Below are 22,546 nucleotides of genomic sequence, written 5' to 3' on the forward strand. Positions count from 1 at the left end.
TCTACAATTATTTTACTACAACTACAATATTATATGGAGGTTTATCGTGAATTATCAATTAGAATTAAAACAAATTGTGGATTTTCCACGCTGCCGGATTTACCGGGAATTTATACAAACCCTTATGAAAGACAGAAGCATCCGTACCAACGGAGGTTCCTGTCTTTTTTATTTTCTCATTTTATGTTCTTATGCAAATTACAGTTCCTCTTATCGGAACATCGAACACCTTACTTACAAAGTTGTTCCTGGCGAATGGATCTGTTCTCTTAAAGAACTACAGATTCACTTCCGCCAAAAATTCCAGCACCAGGTCATATCCATACTGGATACCCTGGTAGAGCAAAACCTTCTAACCTACTCACTACACGAAAAAAATAAGATTATCCAATACAAGATCAAAGACTGGCCAAAAGATAATACTGCCCTTTCCTATAATTACCCATGCAAAAAAGACATCGGGTTTTTCTTTTTTCCAATCGCAGATGTTCATAAACTAATCGGACTAGGAAAATGTTCGGAAATGGATGCTCTTTTGGATCTTTGGATTCATGCAGTCTATAATGATCCATCTGTGCAAGGCTCTGATGCCGGTCCGGTAGTATATTTTCGCAATCAGACTGGAAATCCCTTGTTCAGTTATCAGGAACTTGCCAGACGTTGGAAACAGTCGAAATCTTCTGTGTCCCGTCTGCTAAAAAAACTTGAAGATACCGACATGATCACACTGATTTCCTATTCCGGGAAACATGGCAGCATGGTATATCTACGTAATTATCTGTCCGTTATGTTTAATATCAGTGATGTCATGATTGATAAGGAGGAAATTGCCATGAAAATGCAACTGCCAATACATATAACCGAAAATACCTTGCCTGACAAAAACAATTCTGAATGCGTTTCAGAATCTATTACTGACGAACAAATCATCGTTTCACAGGAAGGCTCCTGCGTTCCAGAATCACACATCAAAGCCATTGTTCGCAAAGTCGCTGAAATACTGGAAATACAAGGCATTTCTTGTTGTAGATGCCCCAAAACAAAGTATATATTATCTCCTTTATCAGCCTGCAAGGATAGTATATATCTATATTCACTACGTATTATCTGCCCCTGGGGGAAAGCCGCCTATCAGTTTGAGTTAAAACTAAAACCGGAAAATCCCGCCGTCACCAACGTCCCAGGGCATACTCCGCCTCTGCCGCATACCTTACCTGCCTTCGCTGAAATCCCAGAAGTTCTGTTGAAAGGAGGGGTTGTATAATGGCAAAGAAAAATCACCACCCTGTTTCTGCTGAAGTAGAAAATAATCCGTTGTACCATGATACCTATAAGCTGCTCCGTTGTTACCGGGATTCTACTTATAGCCTGATGGTTGCTGTCCGGCAGGTAGAAATTCAATTCCAACTGGAATACAACACCAGTGTAGACGAATTTCTAGATTCCATCTATGCTGCAGGAGCAGATCTGGGAGACAGCCAGATTGAAGAATGGGCAAAAAGCATTGCCCGCAGTAACAAAATGATAAAGCTGCTTCTCTCTTCTGTGGATCTGCTCCGGAAAAATCATAAACATGGGGAAGAATATTACTGGATATTATATTACGCCTTTCTGTCTCCCCATGAACTGAAAAACACAGAGGAAATCCTGGAAGAGTTGGAAAAGCACGTTCCCAGTATCTCCTACCGGACGTACTACCGAAGGAGGCAGGCTGCTATTAACGCTCTTAGCAGCATACTATGGGGATTTTCTGCAAAGGGGACACTGGAAACTTTAAATAAGTTTTTCCCAAAATAAAATCGACATTTTCCATATAGGCACTCATAATTGAAAAAAACAAAGGAGGGTGCCTATTATGGATCAATTATCAAATTTTATATCCGAATATCTCAAAACATGTGAAACAATAAAAAAATTAAATTCAAAAACCATCAAAGCATACCGTATAGATTTATCACAATTTCATACCCTTTGAATCTGAATAATGTTTGTCGCTTTTTATTTTATTAAAAAAAAGTGCATATCCTGAAACCGAATATGCACTCCAAATAGCATTATATATTTATTTTCTTTTGCACAAAAAAGCACGATATTTTCTAAAACTCTATCTGTGTGTCAAAGTAAAAGCTTCTTCCACTTCCTAATCTTTGTCCGAAATGTTCCAAAGGGGGCTACTGTATTTACATGAATAAACTTATAAACTTCCCATACTGCTGTTTTGGTAGCTTCATCTGCCCACTTTCTTTTATGTGGTAAAAATAGCTCCTCTTCCGTCATAGAATCAATCATTGTAAAAATTTTCTGTATATTATCATCCAGCATGCCCATTAGTTCTTTTAGAGATAAATTGGCATAGGTATTGGTAAACCACTGATACAATTCCCCCAATTGATTCCACTTAAAACCATCCGATGGTGTTTTCACTGGAAGTCCAGCCTGTTCATCATTTTCCCATTTCAATACTAATGTGGTCCACCCAACCTGATATGCAAGATTTTCTGCAGGTGTTCGATCCACCTCCATACATCGTTTGTCCTTCAAGGATTCTGGGATATCCTCAAACTCTGCAATATATTTGTCGTAAGCCCTCTTGATTTCTGCCTTTAGTTCCTCTTTATTTTCATACGCCTTCATCATTTACCTCGCAGTCTTCCGTCTTTACTCCTTGTTCCACACTCCAAAATTAATTATCTCCTACGAATTTCAATAAGCTGAAGTACATCCGCAAACATTTCTCCTTGATCTTCTAAATCAATCATAAGCCATTTTTGTCCATTTCCCCATCTTGCTTTTTCGTAAAGTTCTCTTAATTCTGAAGTACATTCCCATAAAATAGCTTCAACTGCTTCTTTTTCTTTTTCTCCAACCACAACCAGTACCGTAAAATATCCTTCCCTGGGATATACGGTACACAGGCTTTTTCCAGACTTTTTAAATTTTACATTCCAACCACGTTCCCAACTACAACGGCTAAATTCTATTTTCTCATTGCACCTGTACTTCTTTTTAATCTCGGAGCAAAATTGCATAAATACCGGATTTCTAATATATGCCTCAAAATCCTCTAAGATCGGAATTTCCTCTTGATTCTGCATATCAATCATGACCATTCTCCTTTGCTCTTTATAGAAACTGGAATTTTTTGTTGAAACACTTACACAAATGAAGCATAAATAACATAAATTTCTGCAATCAAAATAATTCCGAGAACACCATCTATCATCAAATTATACTGTATATCTGTCAAAAATGTTTTTGAATGTGTCAGGAAATATTTAATGTTTTCTTTCCCAGTCAAAAGTGTAATTATGAGTAGCAAAATAGGAAATAAAAAAATCTCTACCTTATTTCCAAAATCATCTGCTATTCCATTTGCAAAATGAACAGGAATAATCTGAGGTAAGAAAAACACACTTACTATTGCTAATAAAACACCAATACTGCAAATTCCCCATGTTAATTTTCTGCTTCCTACAAGTTTCATAAAAATGCCTTCTTTCTGCAAAATTTAATTTTATAGTTTTTCTCCTGGATATCCCTATTTCTCCACAAATCTAATAATATGGACTTCAGTATATCATAGCATTTATATCGCATCAACATCCAATCTTGCGAGATACATCTGAAATAATTCCAGCTAAATATTTCTTGCTGTCTTGCCCCCGTCTACTCTGTACCGGATTTCTCTTGATCTGCGTCTTCTCTTTTATTCTTCCTTTTCGTTAACCTGTTTTTCACTTCAACTAAACCTACAAAGGCAACAACCACTGTAGCCATCCCCATTCCTATCCCTGAAGTAATATCATTGATGATATTTTGAGCAGGAGATAACGCCACTCCCAGTAAAACGCCATATACCATCGCAAATAGTAGAACAGAAAGAATGTCTTTGGCCTTACGTTCACGAAATGTCTTCTTATACTTTTCCTCCCATTCTTCTTTCATACTTTGCAATTCTACTTTCCCTTTTTTCCCATCCTCTAATAATAATGTAAAAGGTACATAAGCTCCGATCAAAACGCTAATTGTTATATTTGGAATTTCTAAAGCCAATTTCGAAGCATCACGACTTGCAATAATAAATCCCGATATGCAGGCACCCACATACGCCATAAAAATATAGCGTTTTTTTTCACTTATCCCCAAATCACTTTTTTTAAAACATAAAGAAAACAGATAGTCCATAGCCCAAATCAAAAGAAGTAATAGCACTGCACATATCACAGCATTAAAGTTAGCCTCTATGAGTAACGAAAAGCAAATATATGCATACGATGATATGAGCATAAGCAAAACATAAACAAGTTGTTGTATCGGCTTCTTGATTTTATTTACAAATTCAAAAACCCAATATTTCTCCCTATAAACACAATAAATAAAGCCTACCATAAGTATCATACTGATAATATAAGATATTATTAAAACTCTCTCCATGTATTTCTCCTTTGTAAAATCTGTTTGATATAACCTATTTCTTATTTAGATAGATTCGTTAACTATGGAGGGACAAAACATTACATCTACATATATTTTCTACCCTATATACCTCAAGGAATATGAAAAATCATATTCCCCAATTATTCTACCATCCAACACACCTGCCACTTAGGTCGTAACTGTGCATTGGTAATTTCATCAATGATTCTTCACCATGTTCTGAGAACACAACCACTGCTCCTCTTAGTGAAAATTCAACTAAAATTTCCTCTATAGTATGATTCCAAACATATTCAAACATTTCATGCAAAATAATAATGTCTGCTTCTTGAAGAAATGCCACTAATATTTCTAAACAGTATCTCTTAGATATATCCAATCTGCTAACCATTTCGTCTTTACAATCGGACAACTTCCCCATTCCCAGAAAGCCTTCAATCACATAATCTTTGTTTATAATTGAACCTACATTTCTCTCTATATACCGAGATACTGTAACATTATCCTCTGGGTTCACGTTTTTCAGTTCAATTTCTTTTATGCTTTTTGTTGTTCCATAACATTTTATAATGTCTGTTATCTTACGCTCTTGTTTACTACTACAATTATAAAATCCAACTATGTCTCTCGAACTTATTCGGAACAACTCATCTTCTTCATCATTTTTACTAAACTTCATTTCTATCATATATTCCCTCAACTCCTATAAGCAATGGTAATTTGGGCATCTTATATTTTAACAAAGCATAAGCAATTCCAGATAAACCAGTCATAAAACCTGGATTGTATAATTCTGTGGGTAATATATTTTCCTCATTAAGGAATTTCAAAATCTGTTCAAATCGAGAATCACAAATGCTTCTTACCTGCTTATCATCAAAAATTTCTGCATATCTTTTTAAAATCAACAAATTTCCCATGTTTCCATGGCATAGGCAGAAACCTGCATGTACACCGTCTTCAATTAATTTATTTTTAGCAAGGCTTATATCTTTAATAGCTTGCTGAAGCAATGCAGTTTCTCCTAAATTCTTGATGGCATTATATAAGGTTAATCTGGATAACAGAATACCCGCAGCTCCATGGCACCACGCTATTGGTTGACTCTTATGCTGATCAACCTCTGAAAACTTTCTTAAATCAATCCAATTATTATCCTTTTCTGAGTATAAAGAATTTTCATATTCTACTAAACTCGAAAGGATATCTAAATATTTTGTTTGTGGATATACCTCATATAATCTTGAAAATAGTTCTATAAAACCACTGTTTCCATGTGCAAATCCCGCCAATACTTCAGGAACCACCTCTGATTTCCAACCAACTTCTCCATTTTCAGTAATCATATTCTCCATCAATTGTTCTGCTATTTGTATAGCTTTTTGTAGATAAATAGGCTTTTTTGTTTTTCTATACATATTAATCAGAACCAAAACTATTCCCGAATTTCCCGAAATCATATCAAACAAACGATCTTCTAAGATAAGTGTTTCCATACAATTTAGCCACTTATCGAAATATTCCTTATACTTGATATCATCATGTATTTCATATAAAATACCCAACGTATATAAAATCGAACCTTCGCCGCTAAAGACTCCTGTATTAAAGTCTTCGATATTCTGTTCCCCTTCACTTATAGTATCAATATACCTCAACAAACGATTATCTAAGACCTCACAAATCTTATGATATTTTCTGTCATGGTATATCCATTCATATAAATGGAATACCAAATTAATCCCAACCGTACCATCATATAATGTATTCGGTAATGCCTGGATCATCCACTGATTTTCTTTTATACCAAATAATTTTACGCCAATCCAATTAACGTCTGCTCCATCTTCGCTATAAATCGCATTTGTTCCTATTTTATCTAGCAGCTCTTTTGCCAATTCTTCTGCCGTTTTGGACATATTACTATAAAGATCTAGTTTTAACCTTTTATTCTTTATTTTCCTTGTTCCTGCATTCTCCATATTAAAAGTAATTTTAATATATTGCGTCTGTTGTTCTAAATTCTTATAGGACAAATTCTGTATATTTTCCTCAATTTGCTGCAAAGCTGGCTTACTAAAGAAATCCTTTACTTCTCTGCCATCCCAAGTATAAATGTTTTTTTTACTTCCAAGAAAATAAAAATACGGTATATCACCACTTAATAAATCTTCAATTTCATACTCAATAAGAGATCTACTCCTTTGATTTTGAAGATTTCCATTTACCAATGAATAAAAAAATAAATTTCGTGCTCCTCCATCCACTAATAATTCAGGATGATATGAACTACTCAACACAATTGCATACTGTTGTGTATTTCTAATCAGATATCTCACCTCTAATTCACCATATTGTTGTATGATTCTTAATAGTGTTTCTGTATTTTCCATTGCACCTAAGTATGCACTTTCAAATCCCTGGATAATTTTATCTGCAAATTCGGATGGTTGAATAAACCTTCCTTTTAGCATTGCCAAATTGTGATTTCTTTTCGATACTGGATAATCATAGACAACCCTCATGTTAACCGACTTTGGATTGATAATAAAAGGGATTTTTATCGGAAATTTTTGTCCTTCTTCTCCACTAATGGCACTCATATTGATTCCTGTATCTCCTGCGTTATTCCATGAATAAAAGGGTAATATCCCTGAATACAACACCGATTTTCTTAAAAGACTAGCCACTTTTTCCGCTGCACTTTTCCCATTATTCTCTTCTATATTTCCTATAAATGTTTCCGCATCAATAATAACTGGATATTCATTGCATGCAATGAGATTTTCAAAATGAATATCTCCTCCTTCCAAAAGATAATTTATAAACAAAATAATCCCTATTCTTTGATAATATCTTGAAAGTTCTTCTATAGACTTACAATCTCTTTGTATTACAATTTCGCACCAACCATACATTTCTTTATCAAGTATAGAATACTCATAACTTCCCAAATTACATATTCTATAGAAATAATTTGTAATCTCTTGTAGCTTAATCTCATTTTGCAAACTTCGTGGTTTATATAAAATTTTATCTCCCGATACAAATTCCACACAAAATACTCTTCTCCCTTTTTTATGTGAATCAGAAAAATCTGTCGAAAGATGATTTACAACAAATCCTTTTTCAGTGATATTAAATTTTTTCATTAAAACATCTGCATCATTCTCGATGCGTTCTATCACTTCTTTGTAAATATCTATCGCATTTTGTATAATTTCATTTATCCTTCTTTCTAACACTGGATAAAGCGAAAATAAATCATTCAAATATTGTTTATCTTTTAAAAAATGGTCGATATAATATTGATACTGTTCAGATTCATTTCCCCTTAACACGCCTTCTTGTCCACATATATACATTTCATAAATTAAAGTCCGGATACAAAGATTATTAAGCGAATTAAACAAAAATTGCTGAAAATCAAATAGAATCGATTCATTGATATATCGTTTTTGTATAACTATTTCTCTAAGCTGTCTACTTGCCTCTTGCACAAAAGGATCATAAAATGCTCCGAAAACCATTTTCTCACACTCATGCCTAAACGCCTTTTTGTTCAAAGACAATTTCACAAAATTTCGTGGTTGAATCTTCTCGTGGCTGCTAAAAGCACAATTATTTATAAAACCAAAAAAATACTCAAGGTGGTTTTTCTTTACATATTGTAATCCTTCCTCCTTCAGTATTTTCTTCCAATACTCTAAAGACTCCATATTTATTTCAGACGGAATAGTATCATACACTCTTTCAGATAAATAACTAGATTTTTTCATGTTATCTCCCTTTCTCTTAATCCAGGCCCTAGTTCTAAAATCATCTTTGGTTAATTAGCAACAAGCAAGTGTAAAAATACTTCCGCATTCAACAGAAATTGTGCAAACCACACCTGATGAAGCTAAACTATCAACTTTGTTACTTGTCAAATCTGCTGCTTCTAATTCTGTCAAAAGATCTCCAGCCGGGTTGTTATATTTCATATTTGTTCTGTCAAATTTTCTCATAATATCCACCATTCCTTTCTTCAGAACTAGGGCCTTTTGATACCTAAGTATCTTAATTTTTATTATATCCTATCTCCGAATTTCGTCTTTATTTTTGGTATAGATTGACATTTTTTCTTCCTAATTGGTTTTCAACTGTCTTTATCATTTCCTAAATATGCCACAACTTGGCACACTTCTGCGATTGAAGGGTAATTTTACCCATGTTACAATTGATATTGCTTATAGTATTCCTATTTTTACCAGCACCTTTATCGGTGCTTTTTTGTACCCGTAAACCTTTCGCTGACAGTAGCCAATACTTACACAGTACGTACAGCGTACTTCCCCTAAAATAAAAACGTATTGTGTGCGTACAGTGTAAGTAAAACTTCCTATTATATAATGAAGGGAGATTACCATGAAAACAAGAAATGAAATCTATCAAGGGGAAGGTGCCCAACTGCTCCGGTTCATTACAACTTACCATTCGTTGCAATATGAACAGATCTTACGGCTCTTTTCCAAAAACAGAGAGTCTATCAAGTCTCTGATCACCAGTCTGGTAAAACAAAAACGCATTATCTATGATAAGGAAAACGGGCTTCTCTGCGACCGCCAGGAATCTGCTAACAATCCCGATTATGGCATGATTGCATCCTTTTGGGTGCTTTTGGACTTCAAAACAGCCATTGTGTACCATACTGACGGTGAATTTCCTGTAAAACTGAACTTTTTCTCTAAAGATGAGTGGTATGAAGTCCTCTATGTCCCCCAGGAACAAGAATATCTTATCAATCATGTCATGGAAAGCCAGACAAAAAGCGATGCTAAACGGCTGGTTGTATTAGAAACGGAAGAACAAGCTGCAAAAATTCATATCACAGGCGTGATTGCCTTTTGCCTTGTAGACTCCTCTACCGGATCTGTCAGCTATTATGCAAAGAAATGAGGTATGTATGAACACCAAAACTGTTTTTGACCGTTTACAGAGCATTGATGATGAAGTCCAAAAACTTCACAACACTATTTTTGCATTGAAAACAACAGATATTCAAGCGTATGCCGACAAATACGAAGAGCTGAGTATCAGTGCTGCCCTACGTTCTGAAAGGATTGCCTGCCAGCTCAGAAATCTGGTATATACCACAACTGATACTGGAAAGAAAGACTATCTGAAACAGGCTGCGGATGTGCAGAGAATCAAAATCTCTTTTTCAAATAGTGTTCTTTCCATTACCATGCCAGGGCTACTGCCCAAACGTAAATTGCGAACCAACACCGCTTTTCTACATGAGCCATTAAACCTTGCCTTGCAGACTTATGTGACAGAACATTCTATTCCGTTATATAAAAGATGTGTGGTCTGTTTCAGTCAAATTTATGACCAGAGCCTTTCTTTACAACGAATACGTGATTACGATAATTTGGAGTTCAAACAGATTTTAGATACTATCGCTTCCTATGTTCTGGTTGATGATACGGGACTCTTTTGCGACTCCTATCACACTACAGAACTGGGGAATTACGATCACACCGTTATCTTTGTAATGGAACCGGAAATCTTTCCTGGCTGGCTGAAAAATAGAAAATCGTCTATCAAAACCATATCGGAAATTTCCTGATATTTTTCTTTCTTTTTCCGATATAGGTAATTTTTCTGCAAAGAAGCCATATTCTTTGCATTTTTTATGCTTAATACCGCCCTTACTTTACCCAAGTATAGGCTGTCATAGGTAAAAATCGAACTGAGGTGATGCTTATTTGATAAAAACCGATTCTATAAAATATCAGCTTTTGGAAATGGTTGGACTATGTGGGGAATTCCCTTCCGGACAGCTTAACAGATTGATTGAGAGTGATTCCTATGCAGAGAAGGTGGTTACAGATTTAAAGCAGAGTAAGCTTATAAGAACACACTATAAAGATGGCCTACGAGGTTATCGCCTTACCAAACGGGCAAAAGAACTGCTGCTTTCGCAAAATTCCTGTCGTTTTCAAAACTATTTAACCGGAAATGCAGAAACCAACCTCATACGTAGCGAATTACCAAGACGGCTGCGACTTCATCAAAAAGCAGAAACCTATTTGACGCTTTCCCATGCTGGAATCCCATTCTTTCCAGATGAAAAGCCCCTGCTTTTTTCTGAATCCGGCGAAGCGGCTACGTTTCCTATGCGAAGCCTTCCTCTGTTTTACTCTTCTAGGGAAATAAAAAATCTTGGAGCATCCACTACTAAAATCAAAAATTCCCGTAGTATGGGAATCCTGATGGCTCCTCACTGTGTCTATGCTGTTTATAATACCGGAAATACACTTCTAAAATGGGAATACAAAACGGAAGTCCGACTCAATGCTTTTTTGCAGCACTATCTTCAAGGACTTCCTTACCATGGCCCGCCTACCGTTTATGCCATCATGACCGGCAGTGATATGGATATGGCTTTCCGTCTCCTTACCAGTACCGGGGGATACAAAAAAACACTGTTCATGCTGGATACTGCGTATGAACACTTCTATTTCCTGCCCAATAACAGCTACGGAGAATACCTGCTCCGTTTATTGGTACAACCCCAGCGTATGATGCAGCTTAATCAGTTACTACTGTCCGACTGTTTTCCCCAGCGTGAGGATCTGCCAATTGAACATGATGGAATAGACAGCCAGGAAAACCCTATTTTGCTTGCGTATGATTTTGACATGCAGCGTATCAACCGCTTCAATACTGGATTAAATGTATATGGGCTATCCGGGAACCTGATTTGCTTTGACTTTCAGCTTCCCTGCCTGAAAAAATACCTAACTGCAGATATACACTTCTCCAGCATTGATTTTCAAAAGTTTAAAAGGAGGTTTTTCAATGAACCGTAAATGGTGGAAGTTCCTGTTTTTGCTTCCCATAAGCGTCTGCACTCTGTATGCCGGAGGATACGCAGCACAATTTATTAAAAACTATCAGGAATGGACTTCTGCCGGAAACTTTGCCGGCAACGGAACCTATCCGCAAGCAGCTTCTTTACACCCATTGGTATGCTTTCATACTGCCCTTACCGATTTCCCATACAATTTGTATGGGATTTTTCTTTGCCTGGTTCTCTTTGGGCTTCTTACTTTTTTACTTATGCGTATGGGATATGACAGAAACGGGGAGATTAGTGACCATGACCGGAACTTAAATTACTCTACAAAAGGAACCTACGGTACATCCGGATTCATGACTCCAGATGAAATGATGAAAGTTTTGGAACTGACCGGAGATGTAAAGAAAAATAAAGGAACCATTTTAGGAAAATTGAATGGCAAAGCCGTATGTCTTCCATATCAAACACGAATGAATAAAAATATCGCCGTGTATGGTGCCAGCGGTTCCATGAAATCCAGGGCATTTGCCAGGAATATGATTTTCCAGTGTGTCGCCAGAGGGCAGGAAGGCAACAACGCTTCCGGGGAAAGTTTAATCATTACCGATCCCAAAAGCGAACTCTATGAAAGCATGTCTGCTTATCTGGAAAACGAGGGCTATGTAGTAAAAGCATTTAATCTGGTCAATCCGGAAAACTCGGATAGTTGGAATTGCCTGGGTGAAATCAATGGACAGGAAACGATGGCTCAGGTATTTGCAGATGTCATCATCCAGAATACAGGTTCCGGAAAAGGAGATCATTTCTGGGATAATGCGGAGATGAACCTGCTAAAAGCCCTGGTTCTCTATGTGGATCAGGGATTTCCGCCGGAAGCCAGAAATATCGGACAGGTTTATAAGCTGCTGACCATGAGTTCCGAAAAGGAGCTGAACAGTCTTTTTGATCTGCTCCCAGTGTCCCATCCAGCAAAAGTTCCTTACTGCATCTACAAACAAGCCAGTGATACCGTGCGAAGCGGAGTTATTATCGGATTGGGTGCCAGACTTCAGGTATTTCAGAATAAACTCATTCGGCAGATTACCTCTTATGATGAGATTGATCTGACACTTCCAGGGAAACAGAAATGTGCTTACTTTTGCATTACCTCAGACCAGGACAGCACCTTCGATTTTTTATCTTCCCTGTTTATGACCTTCATCTTCATCAAACTGGTCCGTTATGCAGATAAATATGGAGAAGAAGGAAAACTTCCTGTTGCTGTACATATACTGGCTGATGAGCTTGCCAACACCGGAGCTATCCTGGAACTGAATAAGAAGATCAGTGTAATCCGAAGCCGGAATCTCAGCATTTCCTGCATCTTTCAGAATTTGCCTCAGATGCAGAACCGCTATCCTTATAACCAATGGCAGGAAATCATTGGCAACTGTGATACCCAGCTCTTTTTGGGCTGCACAGATGAAGTTACTGCTACCTTTATCAGCAACCGCAGCGGCGATGTGACCGTAGGGGTAAGCAGCGAAGCCAAGCAGCTCAATAGCTGGCGGGTATCCGACTATACGCCAGAATACCGGCAGACAAAATCCATCGGCAAACGGAAACTCTTAACACCAGATGAAATCTTGCGGCTCCCTCTTGATACTGCTTTGGTTATCCTACGTGGGCAAAAAGTCCTAAAAGTAGAAAAATACGATTATACCCTACATCCAGATGTCAAAAAGCTGACACCAAGAAAAGCATCGGAACACATACCTGAATGGCGCAAAAATGGGTCCTTGGAAGAAACAGAGTATCGACCACAGCCCTCATTCGGATCAGCCAAAAGGAAACGCCGTTCATCTTCTGCGTCAATAGCAAAACAGAAACCACATTTTACATCCGAACCCGTTTATCAGGAACCTACTCCCGATGATTTTATGGAGGATTTCCTTCAGGAAAATTTTATAGAAGATTCCCCTGACTCTGGCATGGTTCCTTTAGATAAAGATTCCATCATGTCATGATTATAGAAAAATGGACAGGTTAGTATTCTTTACTTTCCTGTCCAAAATAGATACAATAATATTACAATATTTTTTTCTATTCTACTGACTCTATAGAATCTACTATACTCATCTTAGTAATTTTCCGTAAAGGAATAGATGTCGCAACCAGACAAGCAACAACGGCTAACACTGTCGCCTGTATAATTGAAATAATAGGGACTGAAACCCATTGAATAGATCCACTAGTTGCTGCTCCAATGAAGATAGTACAAACATACCCCAAAAAGCCACCTATTATAGATGCAAAAATACCATAGTATGCACCCTCCCACAAAAAGATTTTATAAAGACTTGTTGCACTCATACCAATAGCACGTTGCATACCTATTTCTGTAACCCTAGTATGAATATTGGTATAAACTGTATTAATAATATTGAGAATACCAATCAGACCTATGAAAAAGATTAATCCCCAAGCTAACATCTGAATTTGAGCAAAACTCTCTTTTAATTGCTGTTCAGTTTCCTCGTATGATAGGAAAGTACTTCCTGGTATTTTCCCACAAAATGCCTCAACAAACTTATCAAAACTTCTCCTATCGGCATTTTTATTCAAAGTAGGTAAAAATTCTGAATACGTGTTTTTACCAGTTAACTGTGAATAAATACTATCATCTACAATCACTTGAATACCATTTGTAAAACCACTATTACCGATTCCAAGATAGCCCTCATAGCCATCCAACGTATTTATAACTTTCAACGATGTTCCTGCAACATTAATTGTTGTACCCACTTCTATACTTGTAGTTTCTAACTGTTCTTCACCATAACTAACAGAAATAGGGTTACGCACTACACAAGCATTTCCTGATTTTAATAGCTCAAGCTGCTCTTCTTTTAACTCCGTTCCCATAAAATAATCCCAATATTCATCATTTATTCCGACAATCTGTAAAGTTTCACTTGGTTTCAAATGAAAGCTAACATCAATTTCATCAAATCTTCCATCTAAATTTTGTTCATAAAGCGAAAACTGAATAGCTGCCACATTTTTTACGTCGGAATTTTCCAGTAACTCATGTAAGTTTTCAGTAGTAAAACCAACTGTTTCATTTGTGATTTGATAATCTCCCAAATGACTATCTTGAAGACCACTGGCCACATTTAATATTGAAGAAAATCCCTGTAAGGCAATAAATACTGTGATACTCATAACAAGGGATAGAATTGTAATAACTGTTCTTCCCTTATTACGTTTTAAATTCAAGCGAGCATAATAGGACTCAAAGTTACGAATCACCTTTTTTTTACGTTTCTTACGACGAATCTTTAAACTTGTTCCCGACATTGCTAGAACAGGTGATACTTTTGCAGCATATCGTGCTGCTGGCAATGTAGCAATAAGCGCAAATACCAACGTAATAACACCACTAACAAGTAAATAAAATCCTTTTAATGAACTATTCTCTGCAATCAGTCTTTTAAGTTCTGAAGCGTTTTCAACTAAAAAAACCTCTGGTGAAATTAGTGTAGTAGATGCAGTCAAAATACCTTTGGCACTCACAGAACCTAATGCTATACCAATAGGTATACCTAGCAAACATAATAGAATTACTTCTATTACTACAATTTGATAAAGCTGACCTTTTTCCCCTCCAATTGCACGAAGTATTCCATAACTTTTAACTCGTTTAGAGACAGATATTTTCAAAATATTATAAATAACAAGTCCTGCTGCTAACAGTACCAAACCAGCAACCAATATACCGGCCAGCATCATAAAAGAAAAACCTGTATCATTACTATCTTCAGAATCGGCATTGTAAGAAATCCCCAATGCATTCAAATATACTACATTATAGCTAGTGTCTAGTTCATGAATTTGAAATTGCTCATTAATATCGTCTACAATCGTCTGGAATTTACCCTTATCAACAGTCCGTATATCAACATTATAATATACGTGAGAACTAGGAAGAACATTCTTTGCACTTCCTTCACCAACAATTCCAGTAATCATACCACTTGTGTATCCTAAATAATTGTTCTTTAAAATTCCTGTAAGCACAAATTCTGCTGTATATGTATAGCTATCAGCAATATTATGACGAAGTGATTTCTCCAAGGAGAGTGTGATTTTATCACCAATATGTTTTTCGATACCAAGATATTGTAATGTATCTTTTGATAAAGCTATTTCCATTGGTTTTTGAGGTAAACGCCCCTCCTCAATACTTGTATTTGCAGGATAAATGGAAGCATTATCGCCCAAATATTCTGTAAGACCAAGATTTAAAGCCGGTGTTAGTTTCATACTTCCTATATAAATAGACGCTCCTATATAAGAAAGCCTTTGATCTTTTCGAAGTGCATGCAACTGTTCTGCATCCATTTGCAAAAAAGTTGCGTATCGCTTCCCTCCAATCATAATTGCCTGCTGCTCTCGCATAGCAGCAAGAGCACCTATTGATTGACCTACAATTGTTGTCATCATTGTAGATAAAATAACTGCAAGCAAAATAAGAATAGAAGTAACTTTTTGCGATAGTAACTCTTTAATTGCTAATGTCCGATAGGATTTCATTCTTTTATCACCTCCGAAAGAACTCCGTCAATAATCTGAAACTGTCGAGATGCCATTTGAGCAATGCTCTTATCATGAGTAATCACAACAAGCGTCTTTCCCATTTCTTTCCATACATTCTGAAGTAGTTCCATAACCTCTCGGCCATTTGTGCTATCCAAATTTCCTGTGGGTTCATCTGCAAAAATTATATCTGGCTTTGCAATCAAAGCCCGAGCAATTGCTACACGTTGTTGCTGTCCTCCAGAAAGTTCGTGTGGCAAATGATCTAATCTTTCATAAATACCTAACAAACTTGTTATTTCTCTTACATAATCTTCATCTGGTTGCTTTCGATCCAAAAGCATCGGCATAATAATATTCTCTCTAGCAGTTAGAACAGGTATTAAATTGAATTGTTGAAAAATAAATCCAATACTTTTACGTCGAAAAGCAGCTAATTCCTTATCACTAAAAGTATAAATATCCTTTCCGTCATACGTTAAATTACCAGACGTAGGTTTGTCTAAACCAGAAAGTAAATGCAATAATGTACTCTTTCCGCTTCCAGAAGGTCCCATAATAGAAACAAAGTCACCAGATGAAATATTCAAATCAGCCTTATCTAACGCAATTACTCTACCTTCTCCACTTCCGTAAATTTTCGATAATCTTTTCCCAATAATATTCATATAATTAGTTCTCCTTTTATTTAATCCAATCATACATATCTACATAATTTACAATGCTATTTAATAAACTCATCGATTTCAAATGAATCAAAATAAAATTCTTTGATACATTTATCTTCTATATAGAATAAAGTAGGAACTCCTGCAATAACCATTTCTTCTACATTATTTATACTACTATAATCAATTTCAGGAGTCATAATGTTCGTATATACATCATTTCCTATTATTCTATAGCTATATGTAATTTTTTTTCCATACATATTCTTTTGGTTTTCATATTTTTCGTATGATTCACCTGGCAAAAAAACTATCTCTTCATTCTCATCTAAATATCCTACTTTTTTATTATATTTTTCACGTAAAGAATTCCAATCATACGCACCAACATGATTGTGGGATAAACTATAATCTATAAAATAAACTTTATTTTCTTTTGAGAAATTTAACACTTTATCCTTAACAAAATTGCAGGCTAAACAATTTTCACTATAAAAATAAACATAATAGTTTGTCTCTCTTTGTTCAAACATTTGATTTGTTGTAATTTTTTCTACATGTTCATAAGAATCCGATATTTTTGCAGCGGATACATTTATACTTTGTTGTAAAATTCCCAAAATCAATATTATGCTCAAAATAATTGTATTAATTTTTCTTTTAGTTTTCATATTTCTTTTCTCCATTCTTAATTATATTAATTGTATTCGAGAATTTTTTTATGCTTACAAACATTGAGCGCTTAAATATTACTGTATACTTATTTATTTCAAAAATCGTACATATTTCCTCTAAAAAGTCTGATAATTCTTCTATTGTCGGAAATATCTCCCACATAGCACTTTCTGCAGTAAACGTTTTAGAATATTTCTCGATTATAGATAAAAGTCTTTGATCTGTTTCACATTCATAATCCCTATATATTCTATAGTAATTATAGTCAAGTTCATCTATCCGTTTTCTCATTTCTTTTATATCCCTAACATATCCTATCCGTTTACATACCATCGCTACTAAATCAGCAGTGGCTTGACTATTTCCTCCAAATGATCTAAAACCTTTTTCTGGTATCCATATATAAGATATATCTATATTTATTAAACATTGAATGTTATTTTTCCAATCACATTCAATGAATTTAGAATCCATCTTCTTTCTCCCAACAGATATTACATTTTTTAAGATTGCAGGATAAGAAAGCGTATCCCTGCCATTATTTGTCCATGAAGCAAATAATATCTTACCTTGAATAGATAACTTATTTATAAGCTTTTCATATTCTTGTCCCATTTCCAGATTATTCGTTGAAATACAAATAACAATAAGTTTTACCTCTATGTTTAAAAGCCATTTTAATGCTTCACACAAAGTCAACGAATTTCCTTGATTAGATTCATTAAGAACTTTTACAATATAAAACTCTGTGTCTGTTTGGGCTAATGTCCGATATACCATACTACCATGCCCGTTTTCATCTTGATATTCATTCTCTATTATTTCAATTCCAGCCTCACTTCTTTTGAACGTTATCCCGCCAAATATATTATTACCTGAAAGTTCTCTTTGTACGCCACTATCAACAATTGCACATCTCACTTCATCTTTCCCACCTATCATATATAAAAAACAGCACTACTTAGTATCTTAAATCTTTATACTACTTAATTCTAATAGCTATGAATCACTTATTACCACAAATCAGTAATTTCTTTGTCTAACTTGACAGTACATCTGTTAGGATTAGATCCTGTATTATTTTTCCAATGTGCACAGTCGTAACAACAGTCTTCATTTGTGCCAGGGCAGCTCTGTCCTGAAATATCCATTGCGTATGTATCCTGAATTTTTTTAATTTCCATAATCAATACCTCTCTTTTTATGAATAGATACTAAAATAGTGCTGTTTTTATCACATTATTACAATATGCTTAACTTATATTTTATATTTTCCATTGCACAAACCACTCCAGATGGAGTTAAAAAATCTCCTGAAAGTGCATAATTCAAAAATTTGCATCGACTGCTGACACAATGTTCCAAATGCCCACACCCTTCACATAGAGGATTGCACTTAGCATTTATAGTTTGAAATTCTAATATTTTATCCTCTTTAAATCCCTCTTTATTAATATTTCCTAGAAGAAATTCTGATTTCCCCACACAATATGTACAGGGATATATATCCCCGTTAGGATATAAAGTAAAGTAGTTTTTTCCAAATCCGCATTCCCCCATTTTCCTACAATAAAAATTTGTCATAGGAAATCGTACGTTTTTTTCTTCCATTTGATATTTTTTAAGTTTAACCAGTTCCTCATATAGAATTTTAAATTTACGCTCATTCCATCTTGGATTATAATAATCAAGAGCACCACCAACTATGCGAAAACCCATTTCTGCTAAAAATACACTATTTTTATATAGATATTGAACAGTATCAGGTAATACTGTAATTCTAGCCATGGCATCAGCTCTTTTCTTCAACAACGCCTTTATATTCTCTTCTATTTTTTCAAAAGTCCCTAAACCATTGTTCATAATTCGATAGCTGTCATTTACCTCTGGTGTTCCATCTATACTGACTGACAAATTAAAATCCATCCATTTTGTTATAAAGTCAAGAATATCACCCTTTAAATAAAAGGCATTTGTTGTAATTCCATAATGTCTTTTAATATTGGGGAATACGTCATTAATCTTTCTTATGGTGTATTCTATCAATGGAAAATTCAATAATGGTTCGCCACCATGAAATTCAATAATTATTTCTTCACCAATACATATTGCCTGTTGTATATGATGTACTAAATTGTCAACAGTCTTTTTATCCAAGATGTAATTTTTTTTCTCCACACCTTCATAGCAATATTTACATGAAAAATTACAATTTGTTGTTACCCACAAATTTACAAACATTTTTTGTCCTCTTCTATTCCCCAAACAATGTCCTGAATACATTTTTTTCTTTCAGAACAAAATGTTTCAAACTCTTCTATTTCCAAAAAATCTGCCAAACATTCTATGCAAAAAATGTTAACATCACATTTTTTACATTTCTCAGGAATTTTCCTTGTCATTTCTTTATATGAAGCATTTTCCTCATAGTTTATGACTTCCTTTATATTATTTATTTCACCCAGTTTACAACCAAATTCACGCAATGTGGCACAACCATAAATCTTTCCATCATAATCTACAAAAAAGTTACCTCTTCCAGCTCCACAACCACTTGATTTAAAATTCCTTTTAAAATTTGTTTTAACATTTTCAGAAAGGATTTGTTTACTTTCTTCATAATCTTCACCTTTTAGTTCCAATTGATGTTTATTTTTTTCCCCTCTTCCCACTGCTGAAAATGATCGTATAATTGGATGCGTATTTAATTTCTCATTAAGCTTGTAAAACTCTCTGATATATTTATGTGTTATATGTGTATCTACCATTGATAATGATATTTTATGGAAATTATTATGTTGTAATAGTTGCACAGCTTTTACAACTTTATCATAAACTCCTTTGCCACGGATTTTCTCGCATGTTTCATCATCAATACCATCTATACTTATATCAATCTGCGAAAATGTGTTAACAATTTTTTTGACATTTGCATTATTAATGAGTGTCCCATTTGTCATCAAAAATATCTTTCCTTTATACTGATTTTTCAACCAATCTATCAATTCTATGAAATCATCTCTTATCATAGGCTCTCCCCCTGTAAGTATAATAGAGGTCGGATTATAGCATAAAATTGACTTCATCCTCGCCATCATTTCATTTTTTGAAACTTTTTCAGCTATGTTTTCACTGTATTTTGCATTATAACTACAATGTTTACATAACAAATTGCACCTATCCGTAATTGCCATAGTAATATTGAGTTCTTCTCTTACATCTTCTTCTGTTTCTAAAATAATTTTTAGACGCTTCAAGTGATTGATTATATCTTTAACAATCTTCCTATCTTCTTCATCATATAAATTCTGAAGTAACTCATCATCTGCCAAATTTTTATCTACAGCAAACTTAATTACAGAAAAGAGTTCTTCACTTAACCTATACCAATTTCTGGTACACTTATTAACCAACACTACTCTATTCTCTTTTCTCAATATTATTGTGTGTTTGCTAAACCTCATAGCTCTCTCAACTCTCCAATCTTATTATTTTGTCACATATACTTAATATTTCAGGTCTATGTGTAATAATTACTGCGGTTCTTCTTTTCAAGTATTCTTTCAAAATACTACAAATTATCTTTTCGCACTCAACATCCATTGCTGAAGTAGGCTCATCCAACAAAACCCAAGGCTTATTTTCTAAAACCATTCTAACAAGTGACAGTTTTTGAGCCTCTCCACCTGACATATTCCCACCTTTTTCTAATATTTCGTAATTTAGATCATTTTCAAAAATAGAATAGTCAACTGTAAATTTCTTTAAGGTTTCTATAATTTTATTGTCACTTATATCCCTCTTTGCCGGGTTTAATATATCTCTCAATTTACCGCTCAAAATAACAGTTGACTGTGGTACGACACTGATATTTTTGTATAAATATTCTTCATCTATATTTTCCAATCCATACTTTCCATTTACTATAATCCGCCCAATGTCAATAGGAATCATCTTCATTATAATTTTTATCAATGTTGATTTTCCTACCCCGTTATTTCCAACAATTCCTACTATTTCTCCTTTGTTTATTTCTAAATTAAAATTTTTATATAACGTCAAATTAGAAGAAAATGAATATGTCAAATCAGAAATTTCTATTTTTTTTAACTCTTCTCTTGGATTTTCTTTTACAGTATTATCCCTTTTACTTCTATTACATATCTTTGTTATTCGTTCAAAGTAAGGCGTATAGCTTTTAATCAAAAGATAACTTTGAACAATGCTGTTGAGGGGACCACTAACACGCTGAATGTATATTGACATTGCAAAAACCCCTCCCACACCTACAACCTCTTTTTCAACTAGAATTACTCCTATCCCGATAGTAATCAGCAAGGCCATCGTATTGATTCCTAATCGAAAGTTTTGAGCGATATATTGTATTCTTGATATGCTAATGTTCCTATTTTTTACATTTCTGCTCTTTTCCCAATATTTATCACGAACACCCTCAACATATCCCATAATATTCAAATAGGGAGCATTTCCAATACTTTCTTGTAAAAATGCAGCTTCTTCTCCCCCTGCTTCTCGACATAACGAAGATTGTTCTTTTATTTTTTTTCCAAACCATGGTTGACTTATAACCAGTACCCCTATTAAACCCAATATTACTATGCCCATTAAAGAATAAAATTTAAATATTATAAACACGACTCCCACTAAAGATAATATGCTAATAAATAATTCTGGCAAAAGTGTAGTCAAAAATGATGATATATTACTCAAATCATCATCTATGCTCATATATATATCTCCATTGGCTAAGCTATCTCTATCAACTGTTTTTGTATGTAATACTTTATCAAAAACTTTATTTTTTAATTGATAATATAATTCTTGCTCAAATTTACAATACAGTATGCTCTGTATATAATTGGAAATAACCAAAAGCACACCACAAATCAACATTTCACCCCAATACATACCTACTGCCTGTAAATCACCTTTTTCCAGCCCTTGATCAATAATTTTACTTATAAATCCAGGAAACAGTAGGCTGGTTGCTGTTGCTATAAATGACGGAATGAAACACTTAAAATGTGTAAGTATTAATTTAGAAATTTTTATGTCTAATTCGTTTAAAAATTTTATAACCATTTTGTTCTATTACCATATCTCCCTGTTACTTTTAATCCATATTCTATATTTTTTATATTTTATTTCTATAATTTTTGCGTAGATTGTTATTTTTTTTGCCTACATAGCCCCAAGCTTCTCTATTCATACTAAATCTAATTCATAGATGGCATATAGATGGCATTGCAAAAACGTACAATGGCATATAGATGGCATTGCAAAAACGTACAATGGCATATCGTTGCCATTGTACTATAAA

The 22,546-nt window shown here is 34.6% G+C and carries 21 protein-coding genes; 6 read left to right on the forward strand and 15 right to left on the reverse strand.

Annotated elements, in window-relative coordinates:
* Positions 1-46: 46 nt before the first annotated feature.
* On the forward strand, positions 47-1,264 hold the full coding sequence (locus DWX61_RS05675) for a MarR family transcriptional regulator (protein WP_117942334.1): 1,218 nt from the start codon (positions 47-49) through the stop codon (positions 1,262-1,264).
* Entirely contained in the window at positions 1,264-1,797 is a 534-nt protein-coding gene (locus DWX61_RS05680) for a hypothetical protein (protein WP_015526878.1), read from the forward strand. Before DWX61_RS05675 ends, DWX61_RS05680 begins: the two co-directional genes overlap by 1 nt.
* 318 nt (positions 1,798-2,115) lie before the next feature.
* On the opposite strand, the gene DWX61_RS05685 is transcribed toward DWX61_RS05680, so the two are convergent.
* The 7 genes from DWX61_RS05685 to DWX61_RS05715 form a co-directional block, all read right to left on the reverse strand.
* Complete coding sequence (locus DWX61_RS05685; protein WP_025579372.1) at positions 2,116-2,634, reverse strand: ClbS/DfsB family four-helix bundle protein; 519 nt, start codon at positions 2,632-2,634, stop codon at positions 2,116-2,118.
* A 53-nt stretch (positions 2,635-2,687) separates the two neighbouring features.
* Positions 2,688-3,104, reverse strand: a complete 417-nt coding sequence (locus DWX61_RS05690) for a DUF3788 domain-containing protein (RefSeq protein ID WP_025579370.1) — start codon at positions 3,102-3,104, stop codon at positions 2,688-2,690.
* Between the two features lie 50 nt (positions 3,105-3,154).
* A complete protein-coding gene (locus DWX61_RS05695) occupies positions 3,155-3,484 on the reverse strand; it encodes a DUF1648 domain-containing protein (protein ID WP_025579368.1) in 330 nt (109 codons plus the stop codon).
* Positions 3,485-3,666: 182 nt separating this feature from the next.
* Positions 3,667-4,434 carry a hypothetical protein gene (locus DWX61_RS05700; protein ID WP_118624219.1) on the reverse strand — a complete coding sequence of 256 codons (768 nt, stop codon included), beginning with the start codon at positions 4,432-4,434 and terminating at the stop codon, positions 3,667-3,669.
* 148 nt (positions 4,435-4,582) lie between these two features.
* Positions 4,583-5,125, reverse strand: coding sequence for an ABC transporter (locus DWX61_RS05705; protein ID WP_117942330.1), 543 nt, complete (start codon positions 5,123-5,125; stop codon positions 4,583-4,585).
* Positions 5,106-8,216 (reverse strand): type 2 lanthipeptide synthetase LanM family protein, encoded by a 3,111-nt coding sequence (locus DWX61_RS05710; protein ID WP_117942329.1) that lies wholly within the window; start codon positions 8,214-8,216, stop codon positions 5,106-5,108. The genes DWX61_RS05705 and DWX61_RS05710 overlap by 20 nt, the downstream gene beginning before the upstream one ends.
* Before the next feature lie 54 nt (positions 8,217-8,270).
* Complete coding sequence (locus tag DWX61_RS05715; RefSeq protein ID WP_114002469.1) at positions 8,271-8,444, reverse strand: plantaricin C family lantibiotic; 174 nt, start codon at positions 8,442-8,444, stop codon at positions 8,271-8,273.
* Positions 8,445-8,844: 400 nt separating this feature from the next.
* Between DWX61_RS05715 and DWX61_RS05720 the strand changes: the two genes are divergently transcribed.
* The 4 genes from DWX61_RS05720 to DWX61_RS05735 all read left to right on the forward strand — a co-directional run bounded on the left by DWX61_RS05720 (position 8,845) and on the right by DWX61_RS05735 (position 13,290).
* Entirely contained in the window at positions 8,845-9,375 is a 531-nt protein-coding gene (locus DWX61_RS05720; RefSeq protein WP_118624221.1) for a DUF5697 family protein, read from the forward strand.
* Positions 9,376-9,382: 7 nt separating this feature from the next.
* Positions 9,383-10,048, forward strand: a complete 666-nt coding sequence (locus DWX61_RS05725) for a DUF6100 family protein (protein WP_182433952.1) — start codon at positions 9,383-9,385, stop codon at positions 10,046-10,048.
* 139 nt (positions 10,049-10,187) lie between these two features.
* Complete coding sequence (locus DWX61_RS05730; protein WP_004223623.1) at positions 10,188-11,294, forward strand: hypothetical protein; 1,107 nt, start codon at positions 10,188-10,190, stop codon at positions 11,292-11,294.
* A complete protein-coding gene (locus tag DWX61_RS05735; RefSeq protein WP_118624225.1) occupies positions 11,284-13,290 on the forward strand; it encodes a VirD4-like conjugal transfer protein, CD1115 family in 2,007 nt (668 codons plus the stop codon). Before DWX61_RS05730 ends, DWX61_RS05735 begins: the two co-directional genes overlap by 11 nt.
* 76 nt (positions 13,291-13,366) lie before the next feature.
* Here the strand turns inward: DWX61_RS05735 and DWX61_RS05740 are convergent, their stop codons facing one another.
* The 8 genes from DWX61_RS05740 to DWX61_RS05770 all read right to left on the reverse strand — a co-directional run bounded on the left by DWX61_RS05740 (position 13,367) and on the right by DWX61_RS05770 (position 22,308).
* Entirely contained in the window at positions 13,367-15,859 is a 2,493-nt protein-coding gene (locus tag DWX61_RS05740; protein ID WP_118624227.1) for an ABC transporter permease, read from the reverse strand.
* Entirely contained in the window at positions 15,856-16,530 is a 675-nt protein-coding gene (locus tag DWX61_RS05745; RefSeq protein ID WP_118624229.1) for an ABC transporter ATP-binding protein, read from the reverse strand. The genes DWX61_RS05740 and DWX61_RS05745 overlap by 4 nt, the downstream gene beginning before the upstream one ends.
* A gap of 56 nt (positions 16,531-16,586) precedes the next feature.
* Positions 16,587-17,201: a hypothetical protein gene (locus DWX61_RS05750; protein WP_118624231.1), complete on the reverse strand. Its 615-nt coding sequence runs from the start codon at positions 17,199-17,201 to the stop codon at positions 16,587-16,589.
* Complete coding sequence (locus DWX61_RS05755; RefSeq protein ID WP_118624233.1) at positions 17,191-18,126, reverse strand: S8 family serine peptidase; 936 nt, start codon at positions 18,124-18,126, stop codon at positions 17,191-17,193. Before DWX61_RS05755 ends, DWX61_RS05750 begins: the two co-directional genes overlap by 11 nt.
* 92 nt (positions 18,127-18,218) lie before the next feature.
* The gene (locus tag DWX61_RS18900) at positions 18,219-18,389 is read right to left on the reverse strand and encodes a hypothetical protein (protein WP_182433953.1); all 171 of its coding nucleotides are present in this window, start codon (positions 18,387-18,389) and stop codon (positions 18,219-18,221) included.
* Positions 18,390-18,447: 58 nt separating this feature from the next.
* Positions 18,448-19,446, reverse strand: a complete 999-nt coding sequence (locus DWX61_RS05760) for a radical SAM/SPASM domain-containing protein (protein ID WP_182433954.1) — start codon at positions 19,444-19,446, stop codon at positions 18,448-18,450.
* Positions 19,437-20,669 carry a radical SAM/SPASM domain-containing protein gene (locus tag DWX61_RS05765; protein ID WP_118624237.1) on the reverse strand — a complete coding sequence of 411 codons (1,233 nt, stop codon included), beginning with the start codon at positions 20,667-20,669 and terminating at the stop codon, positions 19,437-19,439. Before DWX61_RS05765 ends, DWX61_RS05760 begins: the two co-directional genes overlap by 10 nt.
* 7 nt (positions 20,670-20,676) lie before the next feature.
* A complete protein-coding gene (locus DWX61_RS05770; RefSeq protein ID WP_118624239.1) occupies positions 20,677-22,308 on the reverse strand; it encodes an ABC transporter transmembrane domain-containing protein in 1,632 nt (543 codons plus the stop codon).
* Between the last annotated feature and the right edge of the window lie 238 nt (positions 22,309-22,546).

The organism is Ruminococcus sp. AF20-12LB, from assembly GCF_003478985.1.
Taxonomy (GTDB): domain Bacteria; phylum Bacillota; class Clostridia; order Lachnospirales; family Lachnospiraceae; genus Blautia_A.